This is a genomic window from Micromonospora sp. WMMC264, from assembly GCF_027497275.1.
Taxonomy (GTDB): Bacteria; Actinomycetota; Actinomycetes; order Mycobacteriales; family Micromonosporaceae; genus Micromonospora; species Micromonospora chalcea.
The window spans coordinates 6,378,897-6,405,047 of sequence record NZ_CP114907.1; the positions used below are offsets into that span (position 1 = coordinate 6,378,897).

A 26,151-nucleotide genomic window follows, 5' to 3' on the forward strand; every position below is an offset into this window, starting at 1 on the left:
TCAGCGCGGCAGGTACGCCGCCCGGACGGCGAGCAGCCAGCGTTCCACCGTCTCCTCGTCCGGGCGCTCCGGCAGCGGTGAGCGGATCCGGTCGAACTCCGCCTCGGCGTCCGCCACCAGCGCCTGCGCCTCCTCCAGCGCGCCGCCGGAAACCCGTTCGCCGAACGCGCGGAACCACTCCGGGTCGGCGAGGCGGATCTCCAGTACGCCTGTCGCGTACAGCACCCGGCCCTGGTGCAGCAGCCGGGCCAGGTGCCGGGCGTGCTTCGCCGAGCGCAGCCGCCCACCGGCGTCGGCGGGCCGGCCGGCGAGTTTGCGGAACTGCTGCGCGGCGTACCCGAGGTAGGCGTCACGGACGCGCGGCGCGCTGAGGAACGCCGACCGGATCGCGATCAGCTCCTCACCGAACCCGGTACGGGTCTCGTAGCAGTCGTCGGGCAGCCACATCAGCTCGGTGGCGGTGGGGTTGCCGCTCAGCGCCAGCAGCGCGTACTTGCGGGCCTCGTGCAGCGTGACGTCCGGGTCGGTGGTGACCACCGACTCGCGGGGCGGGCGCAGGCCGTGGAACGCGACTGTGGGCGCGGCGAACACGCCGAGCCGGTCGGTGTCCGAGCCGGGTCCGGCCAGCCCGTACGCGACCGAGCCGACGATCCCGGACAGCAGCAGGTGCATACCGGTGATGATCGCCCATCCGGTTCGTTCGGGAAACCGGACTTCCGTTGTCAGGTATCGCTGACACGGTGATCCCATGAACTCACCACTGACCGGAACTGTCGCGCTCGTCGCGGGCGCTACCCGGGGCGCCGGCCGGCAGATCGCCGTGCAGCTCGGCGCCGCCGGGGCCACCGTCTACGCCACCGGCCGCACCACCCGCGAGCGCCGCTCCGAGATGGACCGGCCGGAGACCATCGAGGAGACCGCCGAGCTGGTCACGGCCGCCGGGGGCACCGGAATCGCCGTCGCTGTCGACCACCTCGACCCCGAGCAGGTACGCGCCCTGGTCGAGCGGATCGACGCCGAGCAGGGCCGCCTCGACGTGCTGGTGAACGACGTCTGGGGCGCCGACCCGCTGATCACCTGGGAGAAGCCGGTCTGGGAGCAGCCGCTCGACGCCGGTTTCCGTACGCTGCGGCTGGCTGTCGACACGCACATCATCACCAGCCACTTCGCGCTGCCGCTGCTGATCCGCAATCCGGGCGGCCTGGTCGTCGAGGTCGGCGACGGCACCAAGGAGCACAACGACAGCGAGTACCGCCTGTCGGTCTTCTACGACCTGGCGAAGGTGTCGGTGAACCGGCTCGGCTTCAGCCAGGCGCACGAGCTGGCCCCGCACGGCTGCACCGCCGTCGCGCTCACGCCGGGCTGGCTGCGCTCGGAGGCGATGCTCGAACACTACGGCGTCACCGAGGCGAACTGGCGTGACGGCGCGAAGACCGAGCCCCACTTCGTCATGTCGGAGACGCCGGCGTTCGTCGGGCGCGCGGTGGCGGCCCTGGCCGCCGACCCGGACCGGGCCCGCTGGAACGGCAAGTCGCTGGACAGCGGCGGTCTGGCCCAGGTGTACGGCTTCACCGACGTCGACGGCAGCCGCCCGCACTGGGCCCGCTACTACGAGGAGGTGGTCAAGCCTGGTAAGCCGGCCGACCCGGACGGCTACCGCTGACCGTCTGACGGCGGATCGGTGTAGAGCGCCGCCGCGCGGCGGGCCGCCTCGGCGAAGCGCGCCCGCAGTTGCGGCGGCGCCAGCACCTCCACCTCCGGGCCCAGCGCCAGCAACTGGGTGTACGCGACGTCGACCGACTCGACCGGCAGCCGCAGCACCAGCCGGCCCTGCTCGTCCGGCGGACCGGCCGCGTCGACCGCCTCGGTGTAGACGAACGGCGCGTCCACCAGGTGCCGAAGCGCCCGCAGCCCGGCCGGGCCGAGCCGCACGGTGACCCGCTCCCGCAGCAGCTCGCGCAGGAACGCGCCGGCCTGTTCCCGCCAGTACGCCCCGAGGTCGAAGTCCTCGTCCCGGTCGAAGCCGTCGGCGCTCACCTCGGCCGAGACAACCCGGTCCACCCGGTACGTCCGCCAGCCGTCACCGACCCGGCCGACCAGGTACCAGACCCCGTTCTTCAGCACCAGCCCGTACGGCGCCAGCGTGCGGGTCACCTCCCGGTCCCCGCGCCGGTAGCGCAGCTCCACCATCAGGTCCCGCCAGACGGCCCGGGCCAGCTCGGCGAGGGCGGGCGGCGGCGCGGTCTCCCGGAACCAGCCGGGGACGTCCAGGTGGAACCGCTGCCCGGTACGGGCGGGCGCGTCCCGCAGGCTCGGCGGCAGCGCGGCGAGCACCTTCAGCTCGGCGGCGGCCACCGAGTCGGCCAGTCCCATGTCCCCTGCCGGTCCGGGCAGCCCGGCCAGGAACAGCGCCTCGGCCTCGTCCCGGCTCAACCCGGTCAGCCGGGTCCGGTAGCCGCCCAGCAGCCGGTAGCCGCCGGCCCGGCCCCGGTCCGCGTACACCGGGACACCGGCGGCGGAGAGCGCCAGCACGTCCCGGTAGACGGTCCGCTCGGACACCTCCAGCTCGCGGGCCAGCTCGGCAGCGGTCATCGTCTCCCGCGACTGGAGCAGCAGCACAAGCGAGATCAGCCGGGACGCACGCACCGGCCCATTGTGGTGCACCGGCAGATTAGGCTGTGCCGTCGTGAACGCCTCCCGTACGATCGCGCCGGTCACCGGCGCGGCCACCCGCTTCCTCGGCGGCGCCGGGCTGCTGCTGCGCGGCTTCGGCATGTACGTCCGCAGCCCGAAGCTGATGCTGCTCGGCGTGATCCCGGCGCTGATCACCGGCGCGCTCTACGTGGCGTTGTTCGCCACGCTGCTCTACTTCGTCGGCGACCTGGCGGGCTGGCTCACCCCGTTCGCCGACGACTGGTCGTCGCCCTGGCGCAATCTGCTGCGGGTCGCCGCCGGGCTGGCGGTGGTCGGGGTCGCCGGGCTGGTCGGGGTGCTCACGTTCACCGCCGTCACGCTCGTCGTCGGCGACCCGTTCTACGAGGCGATCTCGGAGCGGGTCGAGGACCGGCTCGGCGGCACCCCCGGCGCGGTGGACGTGCCGTTCTGGTCCTCGCTGCGGCGCAGCCTCGCCGACTCGTTGCGCCTGGTGGCGCTGTCCGCGCTGATCGGCGTACCCCTGTTCGCCGCCGGTTTCATCCCGGTGGTGGGACAGACGGTGGTCCCGGTGGTCGGTGCCCTGGTGGGTGGCTGGTTCCTGGCGCTGGAGCTGGTCGGCGCGCCGTTCTACCGGCGGGGGATGCGGCTGCCGGACCGGCGGTCGCGGCTGCGGGCCGACCGGCCGACGGTGCTCGGCTTCGGGGTGGCGGTCTTCCTGTGTTTCCTGATCCCGCTCGGCGCGGTGCTGGTGATGCCGGCCGCCGTCGCCGGCGCCGCGCTGCTGGCCCGCCGCTCGCTGGGCCAGCCGATCGAGGAGAGCTGAGATGGACACGGTCCTGATCGAGGGGGACATCACCGCGCAGCAGGTCGACGCGATAGTCAACGCCGCCAACTCGTCGCTGCTCGGCGGCGGGGGCGTGGACGGCGCGATCCACCGGCGCGGCGGCCCGGCGATCCTGGAGGAGTGCCGGGCGCTGCGCGCCTCCCGGTACGGGCGCGGGCTGCCCACCGGCCAGGCCGTCGCCACCACCGCCGGCAACCTGCCCGCGCGCTGGGTGGTGCACACGGTCGGGCCGGTCTTCTCGCCGCGCGAGGACCGTTCGGCGCTGCTGCGCGACTGCTACGCCAACAGCCTGCGCGTCGCCGACGGGCTGGGCGCGACCCGGGTGGCGTTCCCGCTGATCTCCGCCGGGATCTACGGCTGGCCGGTCGACGACGCGGTGGCGCAGGCGCTCACCGTGCTGCACGCGGCCACCCCGGCGCACGTCACCGAGGCGCGGCTGGTGCTGTTCGGCGCCGATACGTACGCCACTGCGGTGCGGGTGGCCGCCGGGCTCAGCTGAGCGCGCGCCGGCACGACCACTGGCTGTCCACCGGCCGGTAGCCGAGCCGTTCGTTCACCGCCAGCATCGGCGCGTTCGCCTCGTCGTTTGAGGTGTACGCGGTCCGTACCCCGCGAGCGGCGGCGGCGTGCAGCGCGGCCTGCTTGGTCAGCCGGGCCAAGCCCTGGCCCCGGTAGGCGGGCAGCGTGCCGGTGAAGTCCGACCACATCCGGTCGCCGTCCCGCTTGACCAGGCTCAGCGCGACCAGTTCCCCGTTCACCTCGGCGAGCGTGCTGGCCGCCCGGTCCAGCCCGGGGTTGTCCCAGCACTCGTGGCGCCACAGGTCGAAGCCGAGCGAGTCCGTCGGCACGTCCCCCGGCTCGTCCCGGGACGCCTCGGCGTCGACCCGGTGCACCAGACGCGGGTCGAGCCCGGCGGCGGACACCAGCCGTACGCCCGGCGGCGGCTGCGGCATCGGCGGGGGCGTGCTCAGGTCCAGTGCCGAGTAACGCACCTCCCGGCTGGGCGTGAAGCCGTGCCGCTGCGCGAACGGCAGCGACTCGGTATGCGCGTAGGTGAGCACCTCGGTGGACCCGAGCGTCAGCAGGTGCCCGAGCGCGGTGTCGAACAGCGCCGCGCCGGTGCCGTGGCGGCGATGCGCCGGGTGTACGTGCAGCAGGGAGATCATCCCCACGCCGGGCGTCGAGGTCTGCGTGTTGCGGTACGCCGACGCCCAGCCGACGACCTCGCCGTCCGCCTCGGCGACCCAGGCCGCCCAGTCCTCGCCGGGCGGCGGTTCGGCGATCATGCGGCGGGTCGACTCGACGCCGCGCACCAGATAGGGGAAGACGAGCGCGCGCAACGCCACCACGGCGGGCGCGTCGTCGGGGCGGGCGGGACGGATCTCGGCTGCGTTCATCCGGCGGACCCTAGACCCGCCGCCACCCGCCCCGCGACCGGTTAACGCGGAGCGGGCTGTTAACAAGGGCCCCCTCCTCTACCTGAGGCGTTAAGAGGGGGCCCTTCCTTACGCGGACTCGCGCAGCACCAGCTCGGTGGGCAGCACCAGCGCCTGCTCGACCTCCTCGCCCGCCGCTATGCGCAGCAACTGCCGGGTCATCGACCGGCCCAGCTCCACTATCGGCTGCCGCACGGTGGTCAGCGGCGGCTCGGTGTACGCGGCCGTCTCGATGTCGTCGAACCCGATCACCGCCACGTCCTCGGGCACCCGCCGCCCGGCCTCCCGCAGCGTGCGCAGGGCGGCGTGCGCCATCAGGTCGGAGGCGGCGAACACGGCGTCCAGTTCCGGGTCGGCGGCGAGCAGCTCGCGCATCGCGGCGGTGCCCGACTCCCGGGTGAAGTCGCCGTACGCGACCAGCTCCGGCAGCCCGGCCTCGGTGATCGCGCTGCGGTAGCCGATCAGCCGCTCGATTCCGGCGACCATGTCCTGCGGCCCGGCGATGGTGGCGATCCGACGGCGTCCGCTCGCGATCAGGTGCTGGACCGCCGTGCTCACGCCGCCTTCGTGGTCGACGTCCACGTACGGCACGTCGGCGCCGTCCAGCGGCCGTCCGCTGCACACCACCGGGATGCCGAGGCGGGCCAGCCGGCCGGGCAGCGGGTCCTCGCCGTGCAGCGAGGCGAACAGCACCCCGTCGACGTGCCGCCCGGTGGTGTACCGCTCGACCCGTTCGTGTCCGGCCGGTGAGCCGGCGAGCATCAGCACGAGCTGCTTGTCCGCCGCCTCCAGCTCCTGCGCCGCGCCCCTGATGATGCCCGGGAACACCTGGTCGTCGGAGAAGACCCGGGTGGCCGCCTCGGGCAGCACCAGCGCCACCGAGTCGGTCCGCTGGGTGACCAGGCTGCGGGCGGCGAGGTTCGGGACGTACCCGAGTTCCTCGACCGCCCGGCGTACCGCCTGCCGGATCGGCTCGGCCACAGTGGTCGAGCCGTTCACCACCCGGGAGACGGTGGCCCGGGACACGCCGGCCAGCCGGGCCACCGCCTCCAGGGTCGGTCGCTGTGCCGTCGTCATCCCCGTAACCACCACCTCGTCACAGCCCGTTCCGGGCGATCACCTCCTGGTACCAGCGGGCGCTGTGCTTTGGTGTGCGCCGCTGGGTCAGGTAGTCGACGTGGACGATCCCGAATCGCTTCCGGTAACCCTCGGCCCATTCGAAGTTGTCCAGCACCGACCATACGAGATAACCGCGCAGGTCCACGCCGCGGGCGATGGCTTCGTGCGCGGCGCGCAGGTGCCCGTCGAGGTAGGCGACCCGGTCGGTGTCCGCCACCCCGCCCTGCTCGTCGAGGTCGGTGTCCGGAAACGCCCCGCCGTTCTCGGTGATCATCAGGGGCAGCCCGGGGTGGTCGGCGGCCACCCGTTCCAGCAGCCGGGTCAGCCCGGCCGGCTCGATCGACCAGCCCATGTCGGTGAGCGGCCCGGCCGGCGGCAGGAACTCGACGGTCCCGGCCGTGCCCGGGTACGCGTCCCCGCCCGCGCCGCCCGCCCGCCCGGCCACGTAGGTGGGCGCGTAGTAGTTCAGGCCGAGCAGGTCCAGCGGCGCGGCGATCAGCTTCTCGTCCCCGTCCCTGATGAAGTCCGGCGCGACGATCCGGCTGACGTGGGCCAGCACGTCCGCCGGGTAGCCACCGCCGGTGAGCGGGTCCAGGAAGATCCGGTTGTGCAGGCCGTCGACCAGCCGTACCGCCTCGGCGTCAGCGGCGCTCGCGGCGTCCGCCGGCTGCACGTCGGCCAGGTTGAGCGTGATCCCCAGCGTCTCCACGCCGGCCGCGCGCAGCGCCCGCGCCGCCAGGCCGTGGCCGACCAGCAGATGGTGTACGGCCCGGAACGCGTCACCGGCGTTCCGCCGCCCCGGCGCGTGCACCCCGGAGCCGTACCCGAGGTAGGCCGAGCACCACGGCTCGTTGAGCGTGGTCCAGGTGCGGACCCGGTCGCCGAGGCGGCCGTGCACGGCGAGCGCGTACTCGGCGAAGTGCTCGGCGGTCTCCCGGACGGTCCAGCCGCCCCGGTCCTCCAGCGCCTGCGGCAGGTCCCAGTGGTAGAGCGTGACGATCGGGTCGAGGCCGGCGTCCAGCAGCGCGTCGGTCAGCCGGTCGTAGAAGTCGAGCCCGCGCGGCTCGACCGGGCCGGTGCCGTCCGGCCGCACTCGGGGCCAGGACACCGAGAACCGGTACGCCCGCAGCCCCAGCTCGGCCATCAGCGCGACGTCCTCGGCGTACCGGTGGTAGTGGTCGCAGGCCACGTCGCCGGTGTGGCCGGCGAACACCGCGCCCGGCGTACGGCTGAAGGTGTCCCAGATCGACGGACCGCGACCGTCCTCGCGGGCGGCGCCCTCGATCTGGTACGCGGCGGTGGCCCCGCCCCAGACGAAGCCCTCCGGGAATCGGACGTTGCTCATGCCTTGACCGCACCTTCCATGATGCCGCCGATGATCTGGCGGCCGAAGACGATGAACACCAGCAGCAGCGGCAGCGTGGCGATGGCCGTGCCGGTGAACACCTGCGACATGTCCTGGTAGTACCCGTCGGAGAGGGCCCGCAGCGACAGCTGCACCGTCGGGTTCTCCGGGTCGTTCAGCACCGCGTACGGCCACAGGAAGTCGTTCCAGGTGGTCATGAACGTGAGCAGGCCGAGCACGGCGGCGGCCGGGCGCAGCGCGGGCAGCACCACGTTCCAGTAGATCCGGGCGGTGTTGCAGCCGTCCATCCGGGCCGCCTCGATCAGTTCGGTGCTGACCGCCTGGCCCGCGTACTGGCGCATCATGAACACGCCGAAGCCGGTGACCAGCGCCGGCACGATCACGGCGGGCAGCCGGTCGTTCCAGTTCAGCTTCGTCATGAGCAGGTAGAGCGGGATCACGCCGAGCTGCGTCGGGACCATCATGGTGGCGACGATGACCAGCAGCAGCGCGTTGCGCCCCCGGAAGCGCAGCTTGGCGAACGCGAACCCGGCCAGCGTGGAGAAGAACACCACCGAGATCGTGACGGTGGTGGCCACGATCGCCGAGTTGATCAGGCCGGTCAGGAAGTACGCGTCGGTGTTGTCGAACAGCCGGGCGATGTTGGCGCCGAGGTTGCCGCCGGGGGTGAGCGGCGGCGGCACCTGGCCCATCGTGTCGCTGGTGCGGCTGGCCACCACGAACATCCAGTAGATCGGGAAGATCGACAGGACGGCCGAGAGCGTCAGCGCCAGGTAGGTGAGCCGGCTTGCCGACCAGAGGCGGGTCATCGGGAGACCTCCTTGCGGGAGCCGCCGCCGAGCCGGCGCAGGAGCAGGACGTTTATCGCCGCGACCACGGCGATCAGCGCGAACAGCAGCCAGGCGACCGCCGACCCGTAGCCGAAGTTGTAGTGCGGCGCGAAGGCGTTCTCGAACATGTACATGGTCACCGTCTGCGACTCGCGCAGCGGTCCGCCGCGGATCGCGTTGGTGCCGGAGTTGAACATCCGCGGCTCGGTGAAGAGCTGAAGGCCGCCGATGGTGGAGATGATGACCGCGAAGATGATCGTGGGCTTGAGCAGCGGCACCGTGATGGACCAGAACTGGCGGGCCCGGCCGGCGCCGTCGATCGCCGCCGACTCGTACAGGTCGCGCGGGATGGCCTGCATGGCGGCCAGGAAGATCAGCGCGTTGTAGCCGGTCCAGCGCCAGTCGACCATGGTGGAGATGGCGACCCAGGCGGCGAACCGGTTCGCCTTCCAGTCGATCGCGCTGATCCCGACGTGGTCGAGCAGCCAGTTGATCATGCCGAACTCGCGGCCGAACAGGACTGCGAACACGATCGCCACGGCGGCGGTCGAGGTGACGTTCGGGATCAGCACCGCCATCCGCCAGGTGGTACGGGCGCGCAACTGCCGGTTGAGCAGGTTGGCCAGCCAGAGCGCGGCGAGCAACTGCGGGACCGTGGAGATCACGAAGATGCCCAGCGTGTTGACCACGGAGTGCCAGAAGTCCGAGTCGGCGAGCAGCTGGGTGTAGTTGTCGAAGCCGATGTACGGGTGTTCGGCGCCGAGCAGGTCCCAGTCGTGCAGCGAGACCCAGAACGTGTACGCCAGCGGGTACGCCCCGAAGACGCCGAACAGCAGGAAGAACGGGGCGATGAACAGGTACGGCGAGTACTTCGTGTCGAGTCGGCTGAGCCGGTTGCCCAGGCCGGGACGGGTGGGGCGGGGTGCCGGTGCGACCGGCGGGCGGGCGTCGAGCTGGACGGCCATGACCCGGGACTCCTTTCCGCCGTGCGGGCGGCCCCCGTGGCCGGGTGGCCGCCCGCACGCGCTGCTCGGGTTACTTGGCGGCGGCCTTCTCGGCGTTGGCGACCGCGTCGCTCCAGCCCTGTTCCGGGGAGCGCTTGCCCAGCTCGACGCTGCGGACGGCGTTCTCGACCTCGGTGCGTACGGCCTGGTTCTTCGGTCCCATGTAGACCGGCTTCAGGCTCTTGGCGCCCTCGGCGAAGATCTTCCCGACCGGCGCCTCGGAGAAGTAGGCGTTCTTCGAGTCGAGGATCGCCGGGTCCTCCAGCGCCTGCGGCGAAGAGGGCAGGGGACCCTTCGCCTTGAACGCGCCGATCTGACCCTTGGCGCTGGTCAGGAACTTGGCCAGCTCGATCGCCTCGGCCTGGTGCTTGCTCTGCTTCGGCACCGCGAGGAACGAGCCGCCCCAGTTGCCGCCGTTGCCGGGGATCTGGGCGATGTCCCACTTGCCCTTGGCGCCCGCGCCCGCGTTGCCCTCGATCACGCCGGTCATCCAGGCCGGGCAGGCGATGGTGGCGAACTTCGACTGCTTGAACGCCGACACCCACTCCTCGGACCACGAGCCGTACTTGCCGGACAGCCCCGAGTCGATGATGTCCATCGTGGTGTCGTACGCCTGCTTCACCGCCGGGTTGCTGCCGACGACCAGGTTGTTGCTGGTGTCGTAGTAGCTGTAGCCGCTGCTGTTGCCGGCGGTCTGGAGCAGGATCGTGTTGAAGGTGTTGGTCGCGGCGTCCAGGAACGACGCGCCCGTCTTCTTCGCGGTGAACTGCTCGCCGACCTTGATGTAGTCCTGCCAGGTGGGCCAGAGCTTGGACACGGCCTCCCGGTCGGTGGGCAGGCCGGCCTTGGCGAACAGGTCGGTGCGGTAGCACATCGCCATGCCGCCGACGTCAGTGCCGAGGCCGATGAGCTGCTTGCCGTCGGCGGTGAGCCCCTGGTTCCACTTCCAGTCGAGGAAGTTGCCCTTCAGGTCGGCCGCGCCGTGGTCGAGCAGGTTGACGAAGTTCTGCGGGTTGGCCTTGTACTCGACGAGCAGGCCCTCCTCGATGGCGACCACGTCGCCGGCGCCCTTGCCCGCGGCGAGCCACTGGGTGAGCTTCGGGGAGTACTCGTCGAGGTTGCCGCCGGTGCCGCGCTCGACGATCTTCACGCCGGGGTGGCTGGCCATGTACTCCTGGTAGAGATCGGCGTAACCGAACTGGCCGAAGACGTCGACGGTGAGCGTTATCGGCCCGTCGGCGGCGGCATCGTCGCCGCCGCCGCAGGCGGTGGTGCCGAGCAGCGCGGTGGCGGCGACCACTGCAACCGCCGCCAGGCGGCGGCGCGTGAAGGTGAGCATGCTGTCCTGACCTCTCGGGTCGTCGAAACGGGTGGTGGAAGGCGGTTCCGGAACTTAGAGAGCGCTCTCACGACAGCGTGGTGGAGGGTCACGGACCTTGTCAAGAGAGCGCTCTCAGAGCTGTCCGAAAAGAAACGGAGAGGGGCGGCCGCCGCCCCTCTCCGTCCGGTGCCCGTCGTCAGCCGACCCGCAGGCCCCCCAGCAGGGCCGGGTCGCCCGCCACGTCCAGCGCGTCGAAGCTGATCCGGCCCATCAGCGCCAGCAGCAGATCGCTCGCCGTGCCGGCCACCTGTGCCCGGGCCCGGTGGTCGTCGTGGTCCAGGATCGTCGCGGTGTCCAGCAGCGCGACCCCCTCACCCCGCAACCGCAGGTACCACTCCTGGGCCGCGTCGGTCGCGGTCAGCTGCACCACGCCGCGCCACTGCCCGGGCTGCACCCGCCGGCCCGCCGGCAGCCAGGTGTCCAGTACCTCGCTCACCCCGTCGGCCGCGAGCTTCGCCTCGATCGGATCACCCGCACCGATCGCGAGCTGGGCGTCCCAGCGGTGCACGGCCGTCTCGTGCGCCATCCGGCGCGGCCAGAAGGCCGCCTTCTTCGGCTGCGGCGCGAAGTTCCAGGCCGGCGCCTCCGGATCCGCCGCCTCCAGCAGCGCGGTGATCCGCTCGTACTCCCGCACGTACCACTGGGCCGGCGTCAGGTCCGCCGGCGGCTCCGGGTCGTGCCGCTCCGGGCGGGTGGTGCCACCGGCGGTCAGCACGGTGCCCGCCCAGACGTACACGCGGGTCAGGTGATGGGCGAGATCGGTGACCGTCCAGCCGGGACAGGACAGCACGGGTGTCTCGGGCGGCGCCTCCGAAACCGCCGCGGCGAAGGCGGGACCCTCCGTGCGCAGCGCGCCGATCCAGAAGTCCTTCGTGTGGTGCAGTCTGCTCATCGCCATCCTCCCGGGGGTGACCGGGCCACCAGTGGGTGCGCCGGCTACCCCTCAGCCTAGGGTGAAAGGCGTGTCAGACGTCTACGCCGAACCGGCTACTGCCGGTGAACCGACCGATCCGGCCACCCTGGCGCGCTACACCACGCTCCGGCTCGGCGGACCCGCCGGGCGGCTGGAGATCGCCGAGGACGCCGCCCAGATCGTGCGAAAAGTGCAGGAAGCGGAGGCCCGCGAGCAGGCCGTGCTGGTGCTGGCGGGCGGCAGCAACGTCGTGATCGGCGATCAGGGCTTCCCCGGCGCCGTCGTGCTCGTCCGCTCGCGCGGGTTCCAGGCCGTGGCCGAGGAGGGCGACACCGTCACGGTACGTGTCGAAGCCGGCGAGCCCTGGGACGACTTCGTCGCCGCCACCGTCGAGCGCGGCTGGTCCGGGCTGGAGTGCCTCTCCGGCATCCCCGGCTCGGCCGGCGCGACACCGATCCAGAACGTCGGCGCGTACGGCCAGGAGGTCGCCGAGACCATCGTCGCCGTCGAGGCGTACGACCGGACCGAACGCCGGGTGGCGCGGATCGCGGCGGCCGACTGCGGGTTCGTCTACCGGGGCAGCATCTTCAAGTACAGCGACCGCTGGGTGGTGCTCTCGGTCGACTTCCGGCTCACCCGGTCCCCGCGCTCCGGCCCGGTCCGCTACGCCGAACTGGCCCGGGCGCTCGGCGTCGAGGTCGGCGACCGGGTGCCGCTGGCCGAAGCCCGGGCCACCGTGCGGAAGCTGCGCGCCGGCAAGGGTATGGTGCTGGACGCGGCCGACCCGGACACCTGGTCGGTCGGCTCGTTCTTCACCAACCCGGTGCTGCCGGGCGAGGTGTTCGAGCAGGTACGGGAACGCGCCGCCGAGGTGGGTGAGCCGCCGCACTGGCCGGGCGCCGACGGCACGGTGAAGGTCAGCGCCGCCTGGCTGATCGACAAGGCGGGCTTCGGCAAGGGGTACGCGGGCCCGGAGGGCGTCGCCATCTCCAGCAAGCACACGCTCGCGCTCACCAACCACTCCGGCAGCGCCAGCACGGCCGCGCTGGTGGCGCTGGCCCGCGAGATCCGAGACGGCGTCCAGTCCCGCTTCGGCGTAACCCTCCACCCCGAACCAGTCCTCGTCAACTGCACCATCTGACCCGCGCCCCCGCCCCCTCCCACTCCCCCTCCCACCCCCGCGATCTTGCACTTCCGGCCCTCGGTCCGAGCGGTCTGACCCGTATTGCCGGGGCAGCAAGTGCAAGATCAACGCTGGACTCGAAGGGTCCCGCCGAGGGTTCCAGGGGAGGGGTGACGTCTCCCTTGATCTTGGAGTTGTGGTGCCTCGTGAACTGGGCCAAACGAGGCAAGGTGGGCGCCACAAGTCCAAGATCGGCGGGGCGGTGGGGGCGGGGTCAGCGGGGGGAGATGGCGGGCCAGGGGAGCGTGAGGTTGCCGTGGCGCCACGTACGAGGGCTGTCCTGGATCGGCCAGCCTGACTCCTTCACCGCCTCTACCGTCCGCAGCCAGCGCTGCCGGGGGCCGAACGGGGCGTAGCCGGCGGCCGCGCGCCACGCCTGCTCCAGCGCCTCGATCAGGTCGTGGATGCGTTCGCCCGGCACGTTGCGGTGGATCAGCGCCTTCGGCAGCCGCTCGGCGAGCGTGGCCGGGCTCTCCAGCGTGGTCAGCTTCGCCGACAACGTGAGCGTGAGAGGGCCGGTGGCGTCCAGCAGCACCCAGGAGCCGAGCCGCCCCAGCTCGTCGCAGGTGCCCTCGACCAGCAGCCCGCCCGGCGCGAGCCGCCCGGTGACTGTGTGCCAGGCGGCGGCCACCTCGCTCTCGTCGTACTGGCGGAGCACGTTGAACGCCCGCACCAGCGCGGGACGCAGTCCGGCCAGCTCGAAGCCGCCCCTGGCGAACGTCAGGCCGGGCGGGTCGGCGGCGGGCAGGGCGGCAGCCACGCGTACCGGATCGATCTCCAGGCCGACCACCCGCACGTCGGCGCGGACCCCGGCCGCGAGACGGGCCCGCAGCTCGACCGGGGTGACCGGGGTGGCGCCGTAGCCGAGGTCCACCACCAGCGGGTCGGCGGCGGCGCGCAGCGCGTCGCCGCAGGTTTCGACGATCCAGTTGTCCACCCGCCGGAGCCGGTTGGGGTTGGTGGTGCCCCGGGTGGCCACGCCGAGCGGACGCTCCATCAGGACGCCCGGTGCACCTTGTGCTGCGCGGCCTGGGCCAGCGGGCGGACCACGAGCCGGTCGATGTTGACGTGGTGCGGGCGGGTCGCGCACCAGGCCACGCAGTCGGCCACGTCGTCGGCCACCAGCGGTTCGGCGACACCGGCGTAGATCGCCTCGGCCCGGTCGGCGTCACCGCCGAAGCGGACCAGGCCGAACTCCTCGGTCTTCACCATGCCGGGGTCGATCTCGATCACCCGGACCGGTCGGCCGCACAGTTCGAGCCGCAGCGTGCCGGCGACCGCGGTCTGCGCGTGCTTCGCGGCCGTGTAGCCGCCGCCGCCCTCGTAGACGACGTGCCCGGCGGTGGAGCTGACGATCACGACGGTGCCGGCCCCGGAGCGCTCCAGCGCCGGGAGCAGCGCCTTGGTGACGCGCAGCGTGCCGAGCACGTTGACGTCGTACATCCATTGCCAGTCGCCCACGTCGGCCGTCTCGACCGGGTCCAGGCCGCGCGCGCCGCCGGCGTTGTTCACCAGCAGCGTGACCGGCCCGGGGGCGGCCTCGGCCGCGGCGGCCAGCCCGGCGACCGACTCGTCCGAGGTCACGTCGCAGGCCACCGCGCTCGCCGCGCCGCCGGCCGCCTCGATCTCGGCGACCAGCGCGGCGAGCCGGTCGGTACGCCGGGCGGCGGCGAGCACGTGGAATCCCTCGGCGGCGAGCCGGCGGGCGGTGGCCGCGCCGATCCCGCTGGACGCCCCGGTGACGATGGCGACTGAAGTCATCCGGACATTGTCCACCGCCGCCCGGCCGCGCGCGGTGATGAGGTCCGTCACGCCGGGGACCCGGCGAAGGGCATTTCCGAACCCCGATGGGGAAGATGAGATCCGGCACACGGGTTGACCGAGAAGCGCCGGTCGTGCGGGACGGCATCAACCGTGACAGAGGGAGCGGACGTGGCGGATTTGCACACCGGTGTCGGTCGTCAGCGAGGTGCCCTGCCGTGGCCGCGGCCGCGCCGTATCGCCACGCTCTCGGTGCACACGTCGCCGTTGCACCAGCCCGGCACGGGCGACGCGGGCGGCATGAACGTCTACATCCTGGAGGTGGCCCGGCGGCTGGCCGAGGCCGACGTGGAGGTGGAGATCTTCACCCGGGCCACCGCCGGTGACCTGCCCCCGGTGGTCGAGGTGACGCCCGGTGTGTCCGTCCGGCACGTCACCGCCGGGCCGCTGGAGGGGCTGACCAAGGAGGAGTTGCCGGGTCAGCTCTGCGCCTTCACCGCCGGTGTGCTGCGCGCCGAGGCGGCCCGCCCGCCGGGCCACTACGACCTGATCCACTCGCACTACTGGCTCTCCGGCCAGGTCGGCTGGCTGGCCAAGGAGCGCTGGGGCGTACCGCTGGTGCACACCGCGCACACGCTGGCGAAGGTCAAGAACGCCCGCCTCGCCGCCGGGGACCGCCCCGAGCCGAAGGCCCGCGTGATCGGCGAGGAGCAGGTGGTCACCGAGGCGGACCGGCTGGTCGCCAACACCCGGGTCGAGGCCCGTGACCTGCTCGACCGGTACGCGGCCGACCCGGACCGGGTGGCGATCGTGGAACCCGGCGTCGACCTGGAGCGGTTCCGTCCCGCCGTCGGTGACCGGGACGCCGCGACCCGGGCCGCACGCCGCCGGCTCGGCCTGCCGGCCGACGGGTACGTGGTCGCGTTCGTCGGCCGCATCCAGCCGCTCAAGGCGCCGGACGTGCTGGTCCGTGCCGCCGCCGCGCTGCGTGAACGGGATCCGGCGCTGGCCGACGAGCTGACCGTGGTGATCTGCGGCGGGCCCAGCGGCAGTGGCCTGGACCGGCCCACCGCCCTGATCGAGCTGGCGCACGCGCTCGGCATCGCCGACCGGGTGCGTTTCCTGCCGCCGCAGACCGGCGCGGACCTGCCCGCTCTCTACCGCGCCGCCGACCTGGTCGCGGTGCCGTCGCACAACGAGTCGTTCGGCCTCGTGGCGCTGGAGGCCCAGGCGTGCGGCACGCCGGTGCTGGCCGCCGCCGTGGGCGGCCTGGTCACCGCGGTACGCGACGGCGTCAGCGGCATGCTCATCGACGGCCACGACCCGGTCGACTGGGCCCGGGCGCTGGCGCGCCTGCTGCCCGATCCGGTACGCCGTGCCGCGCTGGGCCGGGGCGCCGAGCGGCACGCCCGGGACTTCTCCTGGCACCGCACCGCCTCCGGCCTGCTCGCTGTCTACGGGGAGGCGATCACCGAGCACCGGGCCCGGCTGGCGCGGCGGCTCGGCGACCCGGCGATGCTGTGCTCCTGGTGATCACCCGTCCGGCGGCCCCGGTCGACCGGTCGTAGAGTGGGTGCGATGAGCCGCAGGAGTGAGGTCGCCGCGCTGATCGAGTCCGTCTGCGCCGAGCGCGAGCTGGAGTGGGAGTCGACCGGCGAGGCGTCGTACGCGGTGACCCTGCCGGGCACGCACAAGCTCAAGACGATCTGCAACCTGATCGTGGGCGAGCACGCGCTGCGGGTCGAGGCGTTCGTGATGCGCCAGCCCGACGAGCGCCGCGAGGAGTTGTGGGCCTGGCTGCTGCAGCGCAACGCCCGCATGTACGGCGTCTCGTTCTCCATCGACGCGGTCGGCGACGTCTACCTGACCGGTCGGGTCAACCTGGCCGGGGTCGACGCCGACGAGCTGGACCGGCTGCTGGGCTCCGTGCTGACGTACGCCGACGAGTCGTTCGACAGCATGCTGGAGATCGGCTTCGGCACGGCGATCCGCCGGGAGTGGGAGTGGCGGGTCAAGCGCGGCGAGTCGACTGCCAACCTGGCCGCGTTCGCGCACCTCTTCGAGCCGTCCGCCACTGCCGGATCGCCCGCCGGAGGTTCGGAGCCCTCCTGACGGGTATGCCGCCCCGCGCGGTGCGGAGCATTGGGACCCACCGCGGGCCGAGGACGGACTGTCGAGGAGCGTGTCCCATGGCTCAGCGCAACAGCTCAGGTCGCGGCACGACTGCGACCCGGACCAAGCGGCAAAGCGGCAACCAGACGCCGAACACCCCGAGGGTGTCGGAGTCGGCGATCTCCCGGATGAAGGTGGACGACATCCGCAGCCAGCTCAAGCGGCGCGGGGTCTCCGGGATCTCCGCGCTGCGGAAGCCGGAACTGGTGAAGACCCTGGCGCGGACGATGCGCGGGGAGGGCGGCGCCGCGCGGCGCAGCTCCGGACCGGCCGGGCGGCCGGCCGCGACCCGCAAGAGCACCGCCGCGAAGAAGACCACTGCCCGCCGGGCCACGTCGCCGGCCAAGTCCGCGCCGGCCGCGCGGGCCACCGGTGCCAGGGCCAAGGCGACGGGTACGCGCAAGGCGGCCCCCGCCCGCGCCAAGGCCACCTCGTCGCGGGCGACCGCGACGCGCGCGAAGGCGGCTCCGTCCCGCGCGAAGGCCGCGCCCGCCCGGGCGAAGAAGGCGGCTCCGTCGAGGGCGAAGGCCGCTCCTTCGCGCGCCAAGGCGGCACCGGCCCGGAAGGCGACGTCGGCTCGGGCGCAGAGCGCGCCGACCCGTGGGCCGGCGTCCAGCCGGTCGATCGGATCGTCGCAGCTCATCACGTCGCTCGCGGACCGGCCGGAGCGTCCGGGCCGTAGCCTGGTCACCCGTAACCACGAGGTGATCCAGCGCTGGGCGCGGGCGCGGGGCGCGAAGCCGGCCACCATCGCCGGCACCGAACGTGCGGGCCGGCCCGGGGTGCTGACGTTCAACATCCCCGGCTACCGGGAGAGCAGCCGGATCCGGGAGATCACCTGGGACGACTGGTTCCGGACGTTCGACCTGCGGCGGCTGAACCTGATCTACCAGGAGCAGATGCGGGACGGGCGGCAGAGCAACTTCTTCCGGACCGAGAACCCGAATCGCGAGGACGGCTGAGGTTTACGGGAATGGACCCCGGGAACCCGGTGTTTGCCATCCCAGGGACCGCAGCACGGACAGCCGGATTCCCGACACGGACGCTGTGACGGGCAAGACAGCGATCTGGGTTGAATCCGGAATCTGGGCGAACTAACTTTATTGCACCGCGTCACGCTTGTTTCCGTTCGGGGGAGCGGTGGATCGATCAGATCCGCGCAGGCGAGATGCGAAGATCGGGTGGAGCACGCCGTTGGGGGACGGTGCCACCCGTGGAACCGGCGGCGCGAGCGGGCGACGCTTACGGGGGTGAGTGTCGCCCGCCGCCGCCGGGCGTACGGTCAGAGCGCCCATCTCGACGGGGGTCGGGATGGGCGCTCTGCCGTTGTCGGCGCTCAGCGGGCAGACGAGACCGGTTCCACGGCTGCCGCCCGCAGCGCGGCGACCCGGCGCTCCCGGGGCGGCCCGGCGAGCAGGTGCCCGGCGGCGGCCAGCAGCCCGAGCGCGCCGACCACCAGCCAGTGCCGCTCGCCCAGATGTTCCAGGCTGAGCCCGCCCAGCGCCGGCGCGACGAACGACGCGGCCGGGAACGTCAGGTAGAACACCGACTGGTAGCGGGCCCGCAGCTCGGGTGGGGCGAGGTCGGCGTTGATCTGCGCGTTCGGCGGTGCGGCGAGCATCTGCCCGGCCGTCCAGACCACCGCCGCGCCGAGGTAGAGCGGCAGCCCGTCGGCGACTGTCAGCGTGCCGAACCCGAGCGCCATCAGAGCGGTGGAGGCGGCCAGCACCGTCGACTTGCGGTACGGCTCGATGAGCCGGGGCACGAACAGCTGCCCGACCACGATGAGCGCCCCGCCGAGCGCCACCACCAGCCCGTACGCCGACGGGCGCAGGCCGTCCGCGCGCATCGCCAGCGGCATGATCGTCGAGGTCTGCATGGTCAGCACGGCCAGCAGGAACGTCAGCCCGACGAACACCAGGAACGTGCGGTCGGTGAGCGCGGTGTGCAGCCCGGGACGGCGTCCCATCACTGCCCGTGGCGTAAGCGCCGGCCGCCGGGTGAGCGTCTCCGGCACCTTCAGCGCGATCACCACCGCCGCCGCCAGCGTGGCTGCGGCGTCGACCAGGAACAGCGCGGTGAAGCTGGCCTCGGCGAGGATTCCGGCCAGCAGCGAGGCCACCGCCATGCCCAGGTTGAACGCCCAGAACTGCAGGTTGAACGCGCGGGAGCGGCGCGCCTCGGGTACCACGTCCACGATGGCCGCCACGAACGCCGGGCTGGGCATCGAGTGCGCTACCCCGACCAGCGTGGCGAGTACGGCGATCACCGCCAGGTGCGTGGTGAACGCCAGCGCCGCCATCAGCCCGGCGGCGACCAGGTGGGCGGCGAGCAGCGTGGCCCGCCGTCCCCAGCGGTCCGCCAGCACACCGCCGAGCAGCGTGCCGGCCGCGCCGCCGATCCCGTACGCGCCGACCACCAGCCCGGCCAGCGACGGCGGGGCGCCCCGCGCGACGGTCAGGTACAGCGACAGGAACAGCAGCGCGAACGCGCCGGCCCGGTTGATCAGCAGGCCGGACCAGAGGTACCAGAACGTGGCGGGGAGCCCGCCGGCCGTGTCGTCCCACCAGCGCCGCAGGCCGTGCACCAGTCCTCCAGGAAGGTTTCCTTACCGATTCCGTCCCGTACGGTATCCACCCGCCTCGGGGCGGTCGCGTCGGGGCGTACTCAGGAACCGGCCCGGACCGGCGCGGCGGGTGCGGTGGCCGCGGCCTCGGCCGCCTCGGGCGCCGGGGATGCGGTGGCGGTGACCGGCGCGACCGGCGTGCCCACTGCGCGCAGCGCGAGCGCGCGGCGCTCCCGGGCCGGGCCGGAGATCAGGTGGGCGACGGCCGCCACGACGCCGATGCCCGCGCAGCCGAGCCAGAGCGTGCTGTTGCCGGCTTGCTCGCGGACCAGGCCGCCGAGGATCGGCGCGGCGGCGCCGGCGAGCTGCCAGGACAGCGAGAAGACGCCCTGGTAGCGGCCGCGCAGCGCGGCCGGCGACAGCTCCGCGATCAGGGTGGCGTTGGACGGCGAGTTGAGCATCTCGCCGACAGTCCAGATCAGCACGGTCAGGCCGTAGAGCCAGACCGTGTCGGCGAACGCGGTGAGCCCGAAACCGGCGCCCATCACCAGCGACGCGAGCGCCAGCACGTGCGAGCGGCTGCGGCCCTTGATGAGCCGGGGTACGAAGAGCTGGCCGACCACGATGAGCACGCCGTTGAGCGCGATCACCGAGCCGTACGTGGCGGGGCTGAGCCCGGAGTCGCCCATGGCGATCGGCAGCATCGAGATGTGCTGGAGGAACACCAGCGCGGCGAGCAGGTTGAGCGCGACGAAGCCGAGGAACACCCGGTCGGCGAGGATGGTGCGCAGCGCGCCGGCCGGCGCCGGCATCCCCTTGACCGGGAGCACCGTGACCGGGCCGCGGGTCTCGCCGACCTTGGCGAAGATGATCAGCGCGGTCACGAGTGTGGTGGTCGCGTTCACCAGGAACAGCAGCAGGTAGCTGCCCTGGGCGGCGAAGCCGGCGAGCACGGCGGCGCAGGCGAAACCGAGGTTGATGGCCCAGTAGTTCAGCGAGAAGGCGCGCAGCCGGTCCTTGTCCGGCACAACGTCGACCATCATCGCGCCGAAGGCCGGGCGGGCCGCCTCGGCGAACGCGCCGAGCAGCAGCGCGCCCACGGCGACCGCCCAGAGCGGCCGGGCGAGGCCCAGCGCGATCATCATGCCCGCCGCGCCGACGTGCGCGACGAGCAGCGTGGGCCGCCGTCCCCAGCGGTCGGTCAGGGTGCCGCCGATGGTGGTGCCGACCGCGCCGCCGGCGCCCCAGAGACCGATCACCAGACCGGCCTGGGCGGCGGAGAAGCCGCGTTCCTGGGTCAGGTAGATGGCCAGGAAGATCAGGACGAACGAGCCGAGCCGGTTGATCAGCGTGCCGGCCCAGAGGTACCAGAACGTCCGTGGCAGGCCACCCGCCGTGTCCTGGAACCAGCCTCGTACCGTCCGCATCCCGACGCCCCCGTGTGGTAATGACCGATCTGTTTAGAACGCCTTACAACCTAGTGCCGGGCCGGAGCCGTGGTCATCAGGTTTTCCACGTGGTGGTCGTCACCACAGGTCGGCGCGTGCCCGTCGCCCCGGTACGGCAGGATGATCGGCATGACTGCGAGCGAGGGGCCCACCGTCGGGACGCTGGTCCTGCTGCGGCACGGCGAGAGCGACTGGAACGCCAAGAACCTCTTCACCGGCTGGGTCGACGTCGACCTGACCGCCAAGGGGGAGACCGAGGCGCGGCGCGGCGGCGAGCTGCTCCGCGAGCACGACCTGCTGCCGGACGTGGTGCACACGAGCCTGCTGCGCCGGGCCATCCGCACCGCCGAGCTGGCGCTGAACGCCGCCGACCGGCACTGGATCGCGGTGCGCCGGTCGTGGCGGCTCAACGAGCGCCACTACGGCGCCCTGCAGGGCAAGAACAAGAAGCAGACCCTCGACGAGTACGGCGAGGAGCAGTTCATGCTCTGGCGCCGGTCGTACGACACGCCGCCGCCGCCGATCGACGACGCGGACGAGTGGTCGCAGGTCGGCGACCCCCGGTACGCGCTGCTGCCGACCGAGCTGATGCCGCGCACCGAGTGCCTGAAGGACGTCGTCGACCGGATGCTGCCCTACTGGTACGACTCGATCGTGCCGGACATCCTGGCCGGCCGGACGGTGCTGGTGGCCGCGCACGGCAACTCGCTGCGCGCCCTGGTCAAGCACCTCGACCAGATCTCCGACGAGGCGATCGCCAAGCTGAACATCCCCACCGGCATCCCGCTGCGCTACGACCTGGACGCCGACCTGCGTCCCCAGGTGCTCGGCGGCACGTACCTGGACCCGGACGCGGCGAAGGACGCCGCCGCCGCGGTAGCCAACCAGGGCCGCTGAGCTTGGTGTAAGGAAGGGCCCCTTTTTAACGTCTGCGGTAGAGGAAGGGCCCCTTATTAACGCTCGCTGTTAATAAGGGGCCCTTCCTTGCACGCGGGGCAGGTCAGGCGGACGTCGAACCGGTGATCAGGTAGACCACGTGCTCGCCCGCGTTCACCGCGTGGTCGGCGAAACGCTCGTAGAAGCGGCCCAGCAGCGTCGCGTCGATCGCCGTCTCCACCCCGTACGGCCAGTCGTCGCCGAGCAGCACACCGAACAGGCTCCTGTGCAGGTCGTCCATCGCGTCGTCGTCGCCGTCCAGCTCGGCGGCCACGTCGGCGTCCGGCTTGGCCAGCACCGCGCCGATCTTCTCGGCCATCCGGTCGGCGATCCCGGCCATGTCGGTGAAGACCGGCCGCAGCTCCGCCGGGACGGCCGGGGACGGGTGCCGGCGCAGCGCCGTCTTGGCCACGTGGTCGGCCAGGTCGCCCATCCGTTCCAGATCGGCTGCCACGTGCAGCGCGGTGATCATGGCACGCAGGTCGGAGGCGACCGGCGCCTGCCGGGCCAGCAGGTCGCAGACCCGCTCCTCCACGTGCCGGTACAGCTCGTCGATCTCGGCGTCCCGCGCGATCACCGTCTCGGCGGCCGTCCGGTCGGCGGTCAGCAGACCCTTCGTGGCCTGCCGCATGGCCGCGCGTACCGCCTCGGCCATGTCCACCAGCAACTGGCTGACAATCTGCAGGTCGGCCCGGAACTCGTCGCGCATCGTCACTTCCTGAGGTCGGTGGCCGTGACCCCGAGGGGTACGGCGGGAGCAGGTGCGCGCCCCACGCTAGGCCGAACGGTCGGCACCAGGATGAACGTGGGTGAACGACGCGGGGCCCGCAGGTGAACTTTGCCGGAAGCGAGAGTGGTTCGTCCCTTTGTGCCCGATCCCTGGGTTAACAATGACCCTACGATCGCCGGGTGGAATGGGCGGTGGCGGTCGCGGTGGCCGTGGCGCTGGTGACCGGGCTGGTCGCCGGGGCGACGCTGTCCGGACCGGTTGAGCAGTGGCGGCGCCGGCGGGCGTCGCGGGGCGGCGGGACCACCCGTCGTGACGCAGGGAGGCCGACGATTCCGGACGACCAGCAGGGGGGCCTATCCGGGCTCGGACGCAAGACGATCGACTCGCTGCGTGCCGGCGTGGTGGTGCTCGGCCCGGACGACGTGCCCGTCCTCGTCAACCCGGCCGCCCGGGCGATGGGTCTGCTGCGTACCGGGGCGACACCCGGCTCGATCGCGGCGCACCCGTTGATCCGTACCCTCGCCGGGCAGGTCCGCCGCACGGGCGTGCGGCGCGAGATCGAGCTGGACCTGCCCCGGGGCCGCGACGGCGGTGGCGACAACCCGCTCGGCGTGCACCTGCGGGCGATGGGACTGGGCTCCGGCTACGTCTCGATCGAGGCGGTCGACGTCACCGAGTCGCACCGTCTCGCCCGGGTACGCCGGGACTTCGTGGCTAACGTCAGCCACGAGCTGAAGACACCCATCGGCGCGCTGCAACTGCTCGCCGAAGCGCTCGTCGACGCCACCGAACCGGCCTCCGACGGCGCGCCCGACCTGTCCGAGGACCTGGTCGCCGCGCGGCGGTTCGCCGAGCGGATCCAGCACGAGTCGACCCGGCTCGGCCGCCTCGTGCAGGAGCTGCTGGAACTGACCCGCCTCCAGGGCGCCGAGCCGCAACCCGCGCCCGAGCCGGTCTCGGTGGACTGGGTGCTCGCCGAGGTCGTCGACCGCACCCGCACCGCGGCCGCCGCCCGCCGGGTGGAGATCGCCGTCGGCGGGCAGCGGGGCCTGACCGTGTACGGCAGCGACAGCCAACTCGCCACCGCGGTGGCGAACCTGGTGGAGAACGCGATCACCTACTCCGGCGAGGACACCACGGTCCGGGTGACGGTCACCGGAACCGACGAACACGTCGAGATCGCCGTGGCCGACCAGGGCATCGGCATCGCCCCGAACGACGTGGACCGGATCTTCGAGCGGTTCTACCGCGCCGACCAGGCCCGTTCCCGCGCGACCGGCGGCACCGGCCTGGGACTGGCCATCGTCAAGCACATCGCCAGCAACCATGGCGGCCGGGTGGACGTGTCGAGCACTCTTGGTGGGGGGTCGACGTTCACCCTCCGGTTGCCCGCCCGCCCCCCGGACGACCTGGAGACGACACTCGCCTCCGCTGGGATCGAGGCCGGCCCGGCCGAGCTCCGGCAGGTCTGACCACAGGAAAGGAAACACCCGTTGAGCCGCGTACTGGTGGTCGAGGACGAGGAGTCGTTCTCCGACGCCCTGTCCTACATGCTCCGCAAGGAGGGTTTCGAGGTCTCCGTCGCCGCGACGGGCACCGACGCCCTCACCGAGTTCGACCGGACCGGCGCCGACATCGTGCTGCTCGACCTGATGCTGCCGGAGATGTCGGGCACCGAGGTGTGCCGGCAACTCCGCCAGCGCTCGCACGTGCCGATCATCATGGTCACCGCGCGGGACAGCGAGATCGACAAGGTGGTCGGCCTGGAGATCGGCGCCGACGATTACGTGACGAAGCCGTACTCGCCGCGTGAACTGGTCGCCCGCATCCGGGCGGTGCTGCGCCGGCAGAGCGCCGAGTCGAACGAGACGGGCGCGCCGACGCTCGCCGCCGGCCCGGTCCGGATGGACATCGAACGGCACGTGGTGACGGTCGGCGGCGCCGGGGTGCAGCTTCCGCTCAAGGAGTTCGAGCTGCTGGAGTTGCTGCTGCGCAACGCCGGGCGGGTGCTCACCCGCGGGCAGTTGATCGACCGGGTCTGGGGCGCCGACTACGTGGGCGACACCAAGACGCTGGACGTGCACGTGAAGCGGCTGCGCTCCAAGATCGAGCCGGAGCCGTCCGCGCCGCGCTACATCGTCACGGTCCGAGGCCTGGGCTACAAGTTCGAGCCCTGACCAACCCCCGCCCCCGCCCCGTCCCCTGGTCCCCCGTCCACGCCGTCCACCCGTCCACGCCCCCGTCGATCTTGGAGTTGTGGCGCCCAGGATGCCCGGCTTGACGCCTTTCGCGAGGCACCACAACTCCAAGATCGCCGACCCTCGGGGCCTCCCGGGGGGGTCTCGACCCCCACTCTCCGCCCGACCCTCCCTCGATCGCGCGATCTTGCACTTTGGTGCCCCGCAAACCGGGCGAATCGGGTGCTCGGAGGGCGCGAACTGCAAGATCGCGGGACCGGTCGCGGCCGCTTCGCTCCCGCCCAACGCACCGTCCTGCCCGGTCGCGTCGATCATGAACTTGGCGGCACTTGGTGTCCGGTTTGTCGCCGTTAACCTCATGATCAACCCGGTGTGGGGGCCTGGTGGAGGTTTGTTGGGCCTTGGAGTTGTGGTGCCCGGGATGCCCGGCTTGACGCCCTTCGTGAGGTGCCGCAACTCCAAGATCGCGGTGATCAAGGAGTTAGTGGGCTCGTGGGTGCCGGAAAGGGCCGCAAACTCCTTGATCAACAGGGCGTGGAGCGAGGCGGCCGGGCTGGGCGCGGTGGGGTTTGGCGTGTGTGGGCGGGGTGTCGGGTTTGGGGGTGGTGGGCGGCACTTTGGTGGCGGAATCGTGGGCGGGCCGGTGGCGTTGTAACCGGGTGAACGACCGAGCAAGGCCGCGCCCCCGAGCGCGTCGGCTGTGGGGACAGACCTCAGGCCGTTGAGTACGTGCGGCGGCGTGAGCCGCGGGGAATGATCCCGCCCGGCTGGTCGTTGAGCATGGTTCCGACGACGTGAGCCCCGCGCCGTACCCCCGACAGCGTGAGCTGGCCCGGGAATGATGCCGGGCCGATGGTCGTTGGACATCCTTCCGGCGCCGCGTAGAGGCCCCCGCCCCGCGAGCAGCCGGGATCCCCCTTGAGACTTTCTTGAGCGCCTGACGGTGCCCACGCACCCCCGGTCCCCCCGGGGGGTGTGTCGACCCCCGAATGGAGCCCCCATCATGAACACGATTCTGCGTAAGAGCGTTCTGGGTATTGCTGGTCTGGCTTTCACCGGTGGCGTGTTCGCCGGCCCGGTCGCCGCTCACGCCGTTGACACCACCCACGCGGTCAAGCCGGTCACGGCCACGGTGCAGTCCGACAAGCTGATCCCGCACGGCGTGCAGGGCGCCCAGTCCCGCATCGACCTCGACGACGAGCAGACCAAGAACGTGAAGGCGATCATTGCCGCGACGAAGAAGGCCGGCATGGACGAGCGTGCCGCGGTCGTGTCGATCGCTACCGCGTTGCAGGAGTCGAAGCTGGAGAACCTCGGCCACCTCGGTGACCGTAACGACCACGACTCGCAGGGCCTGTTCCAGCAGCGCCCCTCCAGCGGTTGGGGCACGGTCGAGCAGATCACCGACCCCGAGTACTCCACCACCGCGTTCCTGAAGGGCCTCAAGCAGGTCGACGGCTGGCAGGACATGCCGCTGACCAAGGCCGCCCAGACCGTCCAGGTGTCCGCGTACCCGGACCACTACGCCCAGTGGGAGCAGCAGGCCGCCGACCTGGTCGCCGAGCACTGGAACAAGTAAGAGATACGAAGGCCGGCACCCCGAGACGGG

General features: G+C 72.2%; 25 protein-coding genes. 11 read left to right on the top strand and 14 right to left on the bottom strand.

What is annotated here, in order from left to right; translation table 11 throughout:
* Positions 1 to 672 (bottom strand): nucleotidyltransferase domain-containing protein, encoded by a 672-nt coding sequence (locus O7542_RS28500; protein WP_113973518.1) that lies wholly within the window; start codon positions 670 to 672, stop codon positions 1 to 3.
* Between the two features lie 76 nt (positions 673 to 748).
* Here O7542_RS28500 and O7542_RS28505 point away from each other — a divergent pair, with 76 nt between their 5' ends.
* Positions 749 to 1,663 (top strand): SDR family oxidoreductase, encoded by a 915-nt coding sequence (locus tag O7542_RS28505; protein ID WP_064446698.1) that lies wholly within the window; start codon positions 749 to 751, stop codon positions 1,661 to 1,663.
* Here the strand turns inward: O7542_RS28505 and O7542_RS28510 are convergent.
* Positions 1,654 to 2,646: a YafY family protein gene (locus O7542_RS28510; RefSeq protein ID WP_064446851.1), complete on the bottom strand. Its 993-nt coding sequence runs from the start codon at positions 2,644 to 2,646 to the stop codon at positions 1,654 to 1,656. The two genes, O7542_RS28505 and O7542_RS28510, sit on opposite strands and share 10 nt — an antisense overlap.
* A gap of 40 nt (positions 2,647 to 2,686) precedes the next feature.
* Between O7542_RS28510 and O7542_RS28515 the strand changes: the two genes are divergently transcribed.
* Both O7542_RS28515 and O7542_RS28520 read left to right on the top strand, forming a co-directional pair.
* Positions 2,687 to 3,478 (top strand): EI24 domain-containing protein, encoded by a 792-nt coding sequence (locus tag O7542_RS28515; protein ID WP_166457600.1) that lies wholly within the window; start codon positions 2,687 to 2,689, stop codon positions 3,476 to 3,478.
* A gap of 1 nt (position 3,479) precedes the next feature.
* Positions 3,480 to 3,998 carry an O-acetyl-ADP-ribose deacetylase gene (locus O7542_RS28520; RefSeq protein ID WP_281605452.1) on the top strand — a complete coding sequence of 173 codons (519 nt, stop codon included), beginning with the start codon at positions 3,480 to 3,482 and terminating at the stop codon, positions 3,996 to 3,998.
* Here the strand turns inward: O7542_RS28520 and O7542_RS28525 are convergent.
* From O7542_RS28525 to O7542_RS28555, 7 genes are all read right to left on the bottom strand, one after another.
* A complete protein-coding gene (locus O7542_RS28525) occupies positions 3,991 to 4,896 on the bottom strand; it encodes a GNAT family N-acetyltransferase (protein WP_281605453.1) in 906 nt (301 codons plus the stop codon). The genes O7542_RS28520 and O7542_RS28525 overlap by 8 nt on opposite strands.
* Positions 4,897 to 5,004: 108 nt before the next feature.
* The gene (locus O7542_RS28530; protein WP_166457603.1) at positions 5,005 to 6,012 is read right to left on the bottom strand and encodes a LacI family DNA-binding transcriptional regulator; all 1,008 of its coding nucleotides are present in this window, start codon (positions 6,010 to 6,012) and stop codon (positions 5,005 to 5,007) included.
* A gap of 19 nt (positions 6,013 to 6,031) precedes the next feature.
* The gene (locus O7542_RS28535) at positions 6,032 to 7,399 is read right to left on the bottom strand and encodes a GH1 family beta-glucosidase (RefSeq protein ID WP_069087792.1); all 1,368 of its coding nucleotides are present in this window, start codon (positions 7,397 to 7,399) and stop codon (positions 6,032 to 6,034) included.
* Positions 7,396 to 8,229: a carbohydrate ABC transporter permease gene (locus O7542_RS28540; protein ID WP_030504579.1), complete on the bottom strand. Its 834-nt coding sequence runs from the start codon at positions 8,227 to 8,229 to the stop codon at positions 7,396 to 7,398. Before O7542_RS28540 ends, O7542_RS28535 begins: the two co-directional genes overlap by 4 nt.
* Entirely contained in the window at positions 8,226 to 9,215 is a 990-nt protein-coding gene (locus O7542_RS28545; protein ID WP_043328051.1) for a sugar ABC transporter permease, read from the bottom strand. Before O7542_RS28545 ends, O7542_RS28540 begins: the two co-directional genes overlap by 4 nt.
* Before the next feature lie 70 nt (positions 9,216 to 9,285).
* Positions 9,286 to 10,593 (bottom strand): extracellular solute-binding protein, encoded by a 1,308-nt coding sequence (locus O7542_RS28550; RefSeq protein ID WP_281605454.1) that lies wholly within the window; start codon positions 10,591 to 10,593, stop codon positions 9,286 to 9,288.
* Positions 10,594 to 10,771: 178 nt separating this feature from the next.
* Positions 10,772 to 11,527 (bottom strand): maleylpyruvate isomerase family mycothiol-dependent enzyme, encoded by a 756-nt coding sequence (locus O7542_RS28555; protein WP_043328053.1) that lies wholly within the window; start codon positions 11,525 to 11,527, stop codon positions 10,772 to 10,774.
* 70 nt (positions 11,528 to 11,597) lie between these two features.
* Between O7542_RS28555 and O7542_RS28560 the strand changes: the two genes are divergently transcribed.
* Positions 11,598 to 12,689 carry a UDP-N-acetylmuramate dehydrogenase gene (locus O7542_RS28560; RefSeq protein ID WP_281605455.1) on the top strand — a complete coding sequence of 364 codons (1,092 nt, stop codon included), beginning with the start codon at positions 11,598 to 11,600 and terminating at the stop codon, positions 12,687 to 12,689.
* Between the two features lie 256 nt (positions 12,690 to 12,945).
* On the opposite strand, the gene O7542_RS28565 is transcribed toward O7542_RS28560, so the two are convergent.
* Complete coding sequence (locus O7542_RS28565) at positions 12,946 to 13,728, bottom strand: class I SAM-dependent methyltransferase (protein ID WP_281605456.1); 783 nt, start codon at positions 13,726 to 13,728, stop codon at positions 12,946 to 12,948.
* Positions 13,728 to 14,492 (bottom strand): SDR family NAD(P)-dependent oxidoreductase, encoded by a 765-nt coding sequence (locus O7542_RS28570; protein ID WP_281605457.1) that lies wholly within the window; start codon positions 14,490 to 14,492, stop codon positions 13,728 to 13,730. The genes O7542_RS28565 and O7542_RS28570 overlap by 1 nt, the downstream gene beginning before the upstream one ends.
* Positions 14,493 to 14,663: 171 nt before the next feature.
* Between O7542_RS28570 and mshA the strand changes: the two genes are divergently transcribed.
* From mshA to O7542_RS28585, 3 genes are all read left to right on the top strand, one after another.
* A complete protein-coding gene (mshA, locus tag O7542_RS28575; protein ID WP_281605458.1) occupies positions 14,664 to 16,025 on the top strand; it encodes a D-inositol-3-phosphate glycosyltransferase in 1,362 nt (453 codons plus the stop codon).
* 45 nt (positions 16,026 to 16,070) lie between these two features.
* Positions 16,071 to 16,604, top strand: coding sequence for a YbjN domain-containing protein (locus O7542_RS28580; RefSeq protein ID WP_043328058.1), 534 nt, complete (start codon positions 16,071 to 16,073; stop codon positions 16,602 to 16,604).
* A gap of 77 nt (positions 16,605 to 16,681) precedes the next feature.
* Positions 16,682 to 17,626 carry a hypothetical protein gene (locus O7542_RS28585; RefSeq protein ID WP_281605459.1) on the top strand — a complete coding sequence of 315 codons (945 nt, stop codon included), beginning with the start codon at positions 16,682 to 16,684 and terminating at the stop codon, positions 17,624 to 17,626.
* A 374-nt stretch (positions 17,627 to 18,000) separates the two neighbouring features.
* Here the strand turns inward: O7542_RS28585 and O7542_RS28590 are convergent, their stop codons facing one another.
* Together O7542_RS28590 and O7542_RS28595 are read right to left on the bottom strand one after the other, a co-directional pair.
* Positions 18,001 to 19,251: an MFS transporter gene (locus O7542_RS28590; protein WP_043328060.1), complete on the bottom strand. Its 1,251-nt coding sequence runs from the start codon at positions 19,249 to 19,251 to the stop codon at positions 18,001 to 18,003.
* 80 nt (positions 19,252 to 19,331) lie between these two features.
* The gene (locus tag O7542_RS28595) at positions 19,332 to 20,657 is read right to left on the bottom strand and encodes an MFS transporter (protein ID WP_113973507.1); all 1,326 of its coding nucleotides are present in this window, start codon (positions 20,655 to 20,657) and stop codon (positions 19,332 to 19,334) included.
* Positions 20,658 to 20,807: 150 nt separating this feature from the next.
* Here O7542_RS28595 and O7542_RS28600 point away from each other — a divergent pair, with 150 nt between their 5' ends.
* Positions 20,808 to 21,575 carry a phosphoglyceromutase gene (locus O7542_RS28600; protein WP_043328063.1) on the top strand — a complete coding sequence of 256 codons (768 nt, stop codon included), beginning with the start codon at positions 20,808 to 20,810 and terminating at the stop codon, positions 21,573 to 21,575.
* 103 nt (positions 21,576 to 21,678) lie between these two features.
* Here O7542_RS28600 and phoU read toward each other — a convergent pair whose 3' ends face one another.
* Complete coding sequence (phoU, locus tag O7542_RS28605; RefSeq protein WP_064446849.1) at positions 21,679 to 22,323, bottom strand: phosphate signaling complex protein PhoU; 645 nt, start codon at positions 22,321 to 22,323, stop codon at positions 21,679 to 21,681.
* 200 nt (positions 22,324 to 22,523) lie between these two features.
* Between phoU and O7542_RS28610 the strand changes: the two genes are divergently transcribed.
* From O7542_RS28610 to O7542_RS28620, 3 genes are all read left to right on the top strand, one after another.
* A complete protein-coding gene (locus O7542_RS28610; RefSeq protein ID WP_043328065.1) occupies positions 22,524 to 23,816 on the top strand; it encodes an ATP-binding protein in 1,293 nt (430 codons plus the stop codon).
* Between the two features lie 21 nt (positions 23,817 to 23,837).
* The gene (locus O7542_RS28615; protein ID WP_030504594.1) at positions 23,838 to 24,521 is read left to right on the top strand and encodes a response regulator transcription factor; all 684 of its coding nucleotides are present in this window, start codon (positions 23,838 to 23,840) and stop codon (positions 24,519 to 24,521) included.
* A 1,024-nt stretch (positions 24,522 to 25,545) separates the two neighbouring features.
* Complete coding sequence (locus O7542_RS28620; RefSeq protein WP_281605460.1) at positions 25,546 to 26,121, top strand: hypothetical protein; 576 nt, start codon at positions 25,546 to 25,548, stop codon at positions 26,119 to 26,121.
* Positions 26,122 to 26,151 lie beyond the last annotated feature (30 nt).

Coding starts and splice junctions, on each gene's coding strand:
- O7542_RS28500 (WP_113973518.1), bottom strand. CDS start 672: ATGCACCTGCTGCTGTCCGGGATCGTCGGCTCGGTCGCGTACGGGCTG.
- O7542_RS28505 (WP_064446698.1), top strand. CDS start 749: ATGAACTCACCACTGACCGGAACTGTCGCGCTCGTCGCGGGCGCTACC.
- O7542_RS28520 (WP_281605452.1), top strand. CDS start 3,480: ATGGACACGGTCCTGATCGAGGGGGACATCACCGCGCAGCAGGTCGAC.
- O7542_RS28525 (WP_281605453.1), bottom strand. CDS start 4,896: ATGAACGCAGCCGAGATCCGTCCCGCCCGCCCCGACGACGCGCCCGCC.
- O7542_RS28530 (WP_166457603.1), bottom strand. CDS start 6,012: ATGACGACGGCACAGCGACCGACCCTGGAGGCGGTGGCCCGGCTGGCC.
- O7542_RS28535 (WP_069087792.1), bottom strand. CDS start 7,399: ATGAGCAACGTCCGATTCCCGGAGGGCTTCGTCTGGGGCGGGGCCACC.
- O7542_RS28540 (WP_030504579.1), bottom strand. CDS start 8,229: ATGACCCGCCTCTGGTCGGCAAGCCGGCTCACCTACCTGGCGCTGACG.
- O7542_RS28545 (WP_043328051.1), bottom strand. CDS start 9,215: ATGGCCGTCCAGCTCGACGCCCGCCCGCCGGTCGCACCGGCACCCCGC.
- O7542_RS28550 (WP_281605454.1), bottom strand. CDS start 10,593: ATGCTCACCTTCACGCGCCGCCGCCTGGCGGCGGTTGCAGTGGTCGCC.
- O7542_RS28555 (WP_043328053.1), bottom strand. CDS start 11,527: ATGAGCAGACTGCACCACACGAAGGACTTCTGGATCGGCGCGCTGCGC.
- O7542_RS28565 (WP_281605456.1), bottom strand. CDS start 13,728: ATGGAGCGTCCGCTCGGCGTGGCCACCCGGGGCACCACCAACCCCAAC.
- O7542_RS28570 (WP_281605457.1), bottom strand. CDS start 14,492: ATGACTTCAGTCGCCATCGTCACCGGGGCGTCCAGCGGGATCGGCGCG.
- O7542_RS28580 (WP_043328058.1), top strand. CDS start 16,071: ATGAGCCGCAGGAGTGAGGTCGCCGCGCTGATCGAGTCCGTCTGCGCC.
- O7542_RS28585 (WP_281605459.1), top strand. CDS start 16,682: ATGGCTCAGCGCAACAGCTCAGGTCGCGGCACGACTGCGACCCGGACC.
- O7542_RS28595 (WP_113973507.1), bottom strand. CDS start 20,657: ATGCGGACGGTACGAGGCTGGTTCCAGGACACGGCGGGTGGCCTGCCA.
- O7542_RS28600 (WP_043328063.1), top strand. CDS start 20,808: ATGACTGCGAGCGAGGGGCCCACCGTCGGGACGCTGGTCCTGCTGCGG.
- phoU (WP_064446849.1), bottom strand. CDS start 22,323: ATGCGCGACGAGTTCCGGGCCGACCTGCAGATTGTCAGCCAGTTGCTG.
- O7542_RS28620 (WP_281605460.1), top strand. CDS start 25,546: ATGAACACGATTCTGCGTAAGAGCGTTCTGGGTATTGCTGGTCTGGCT.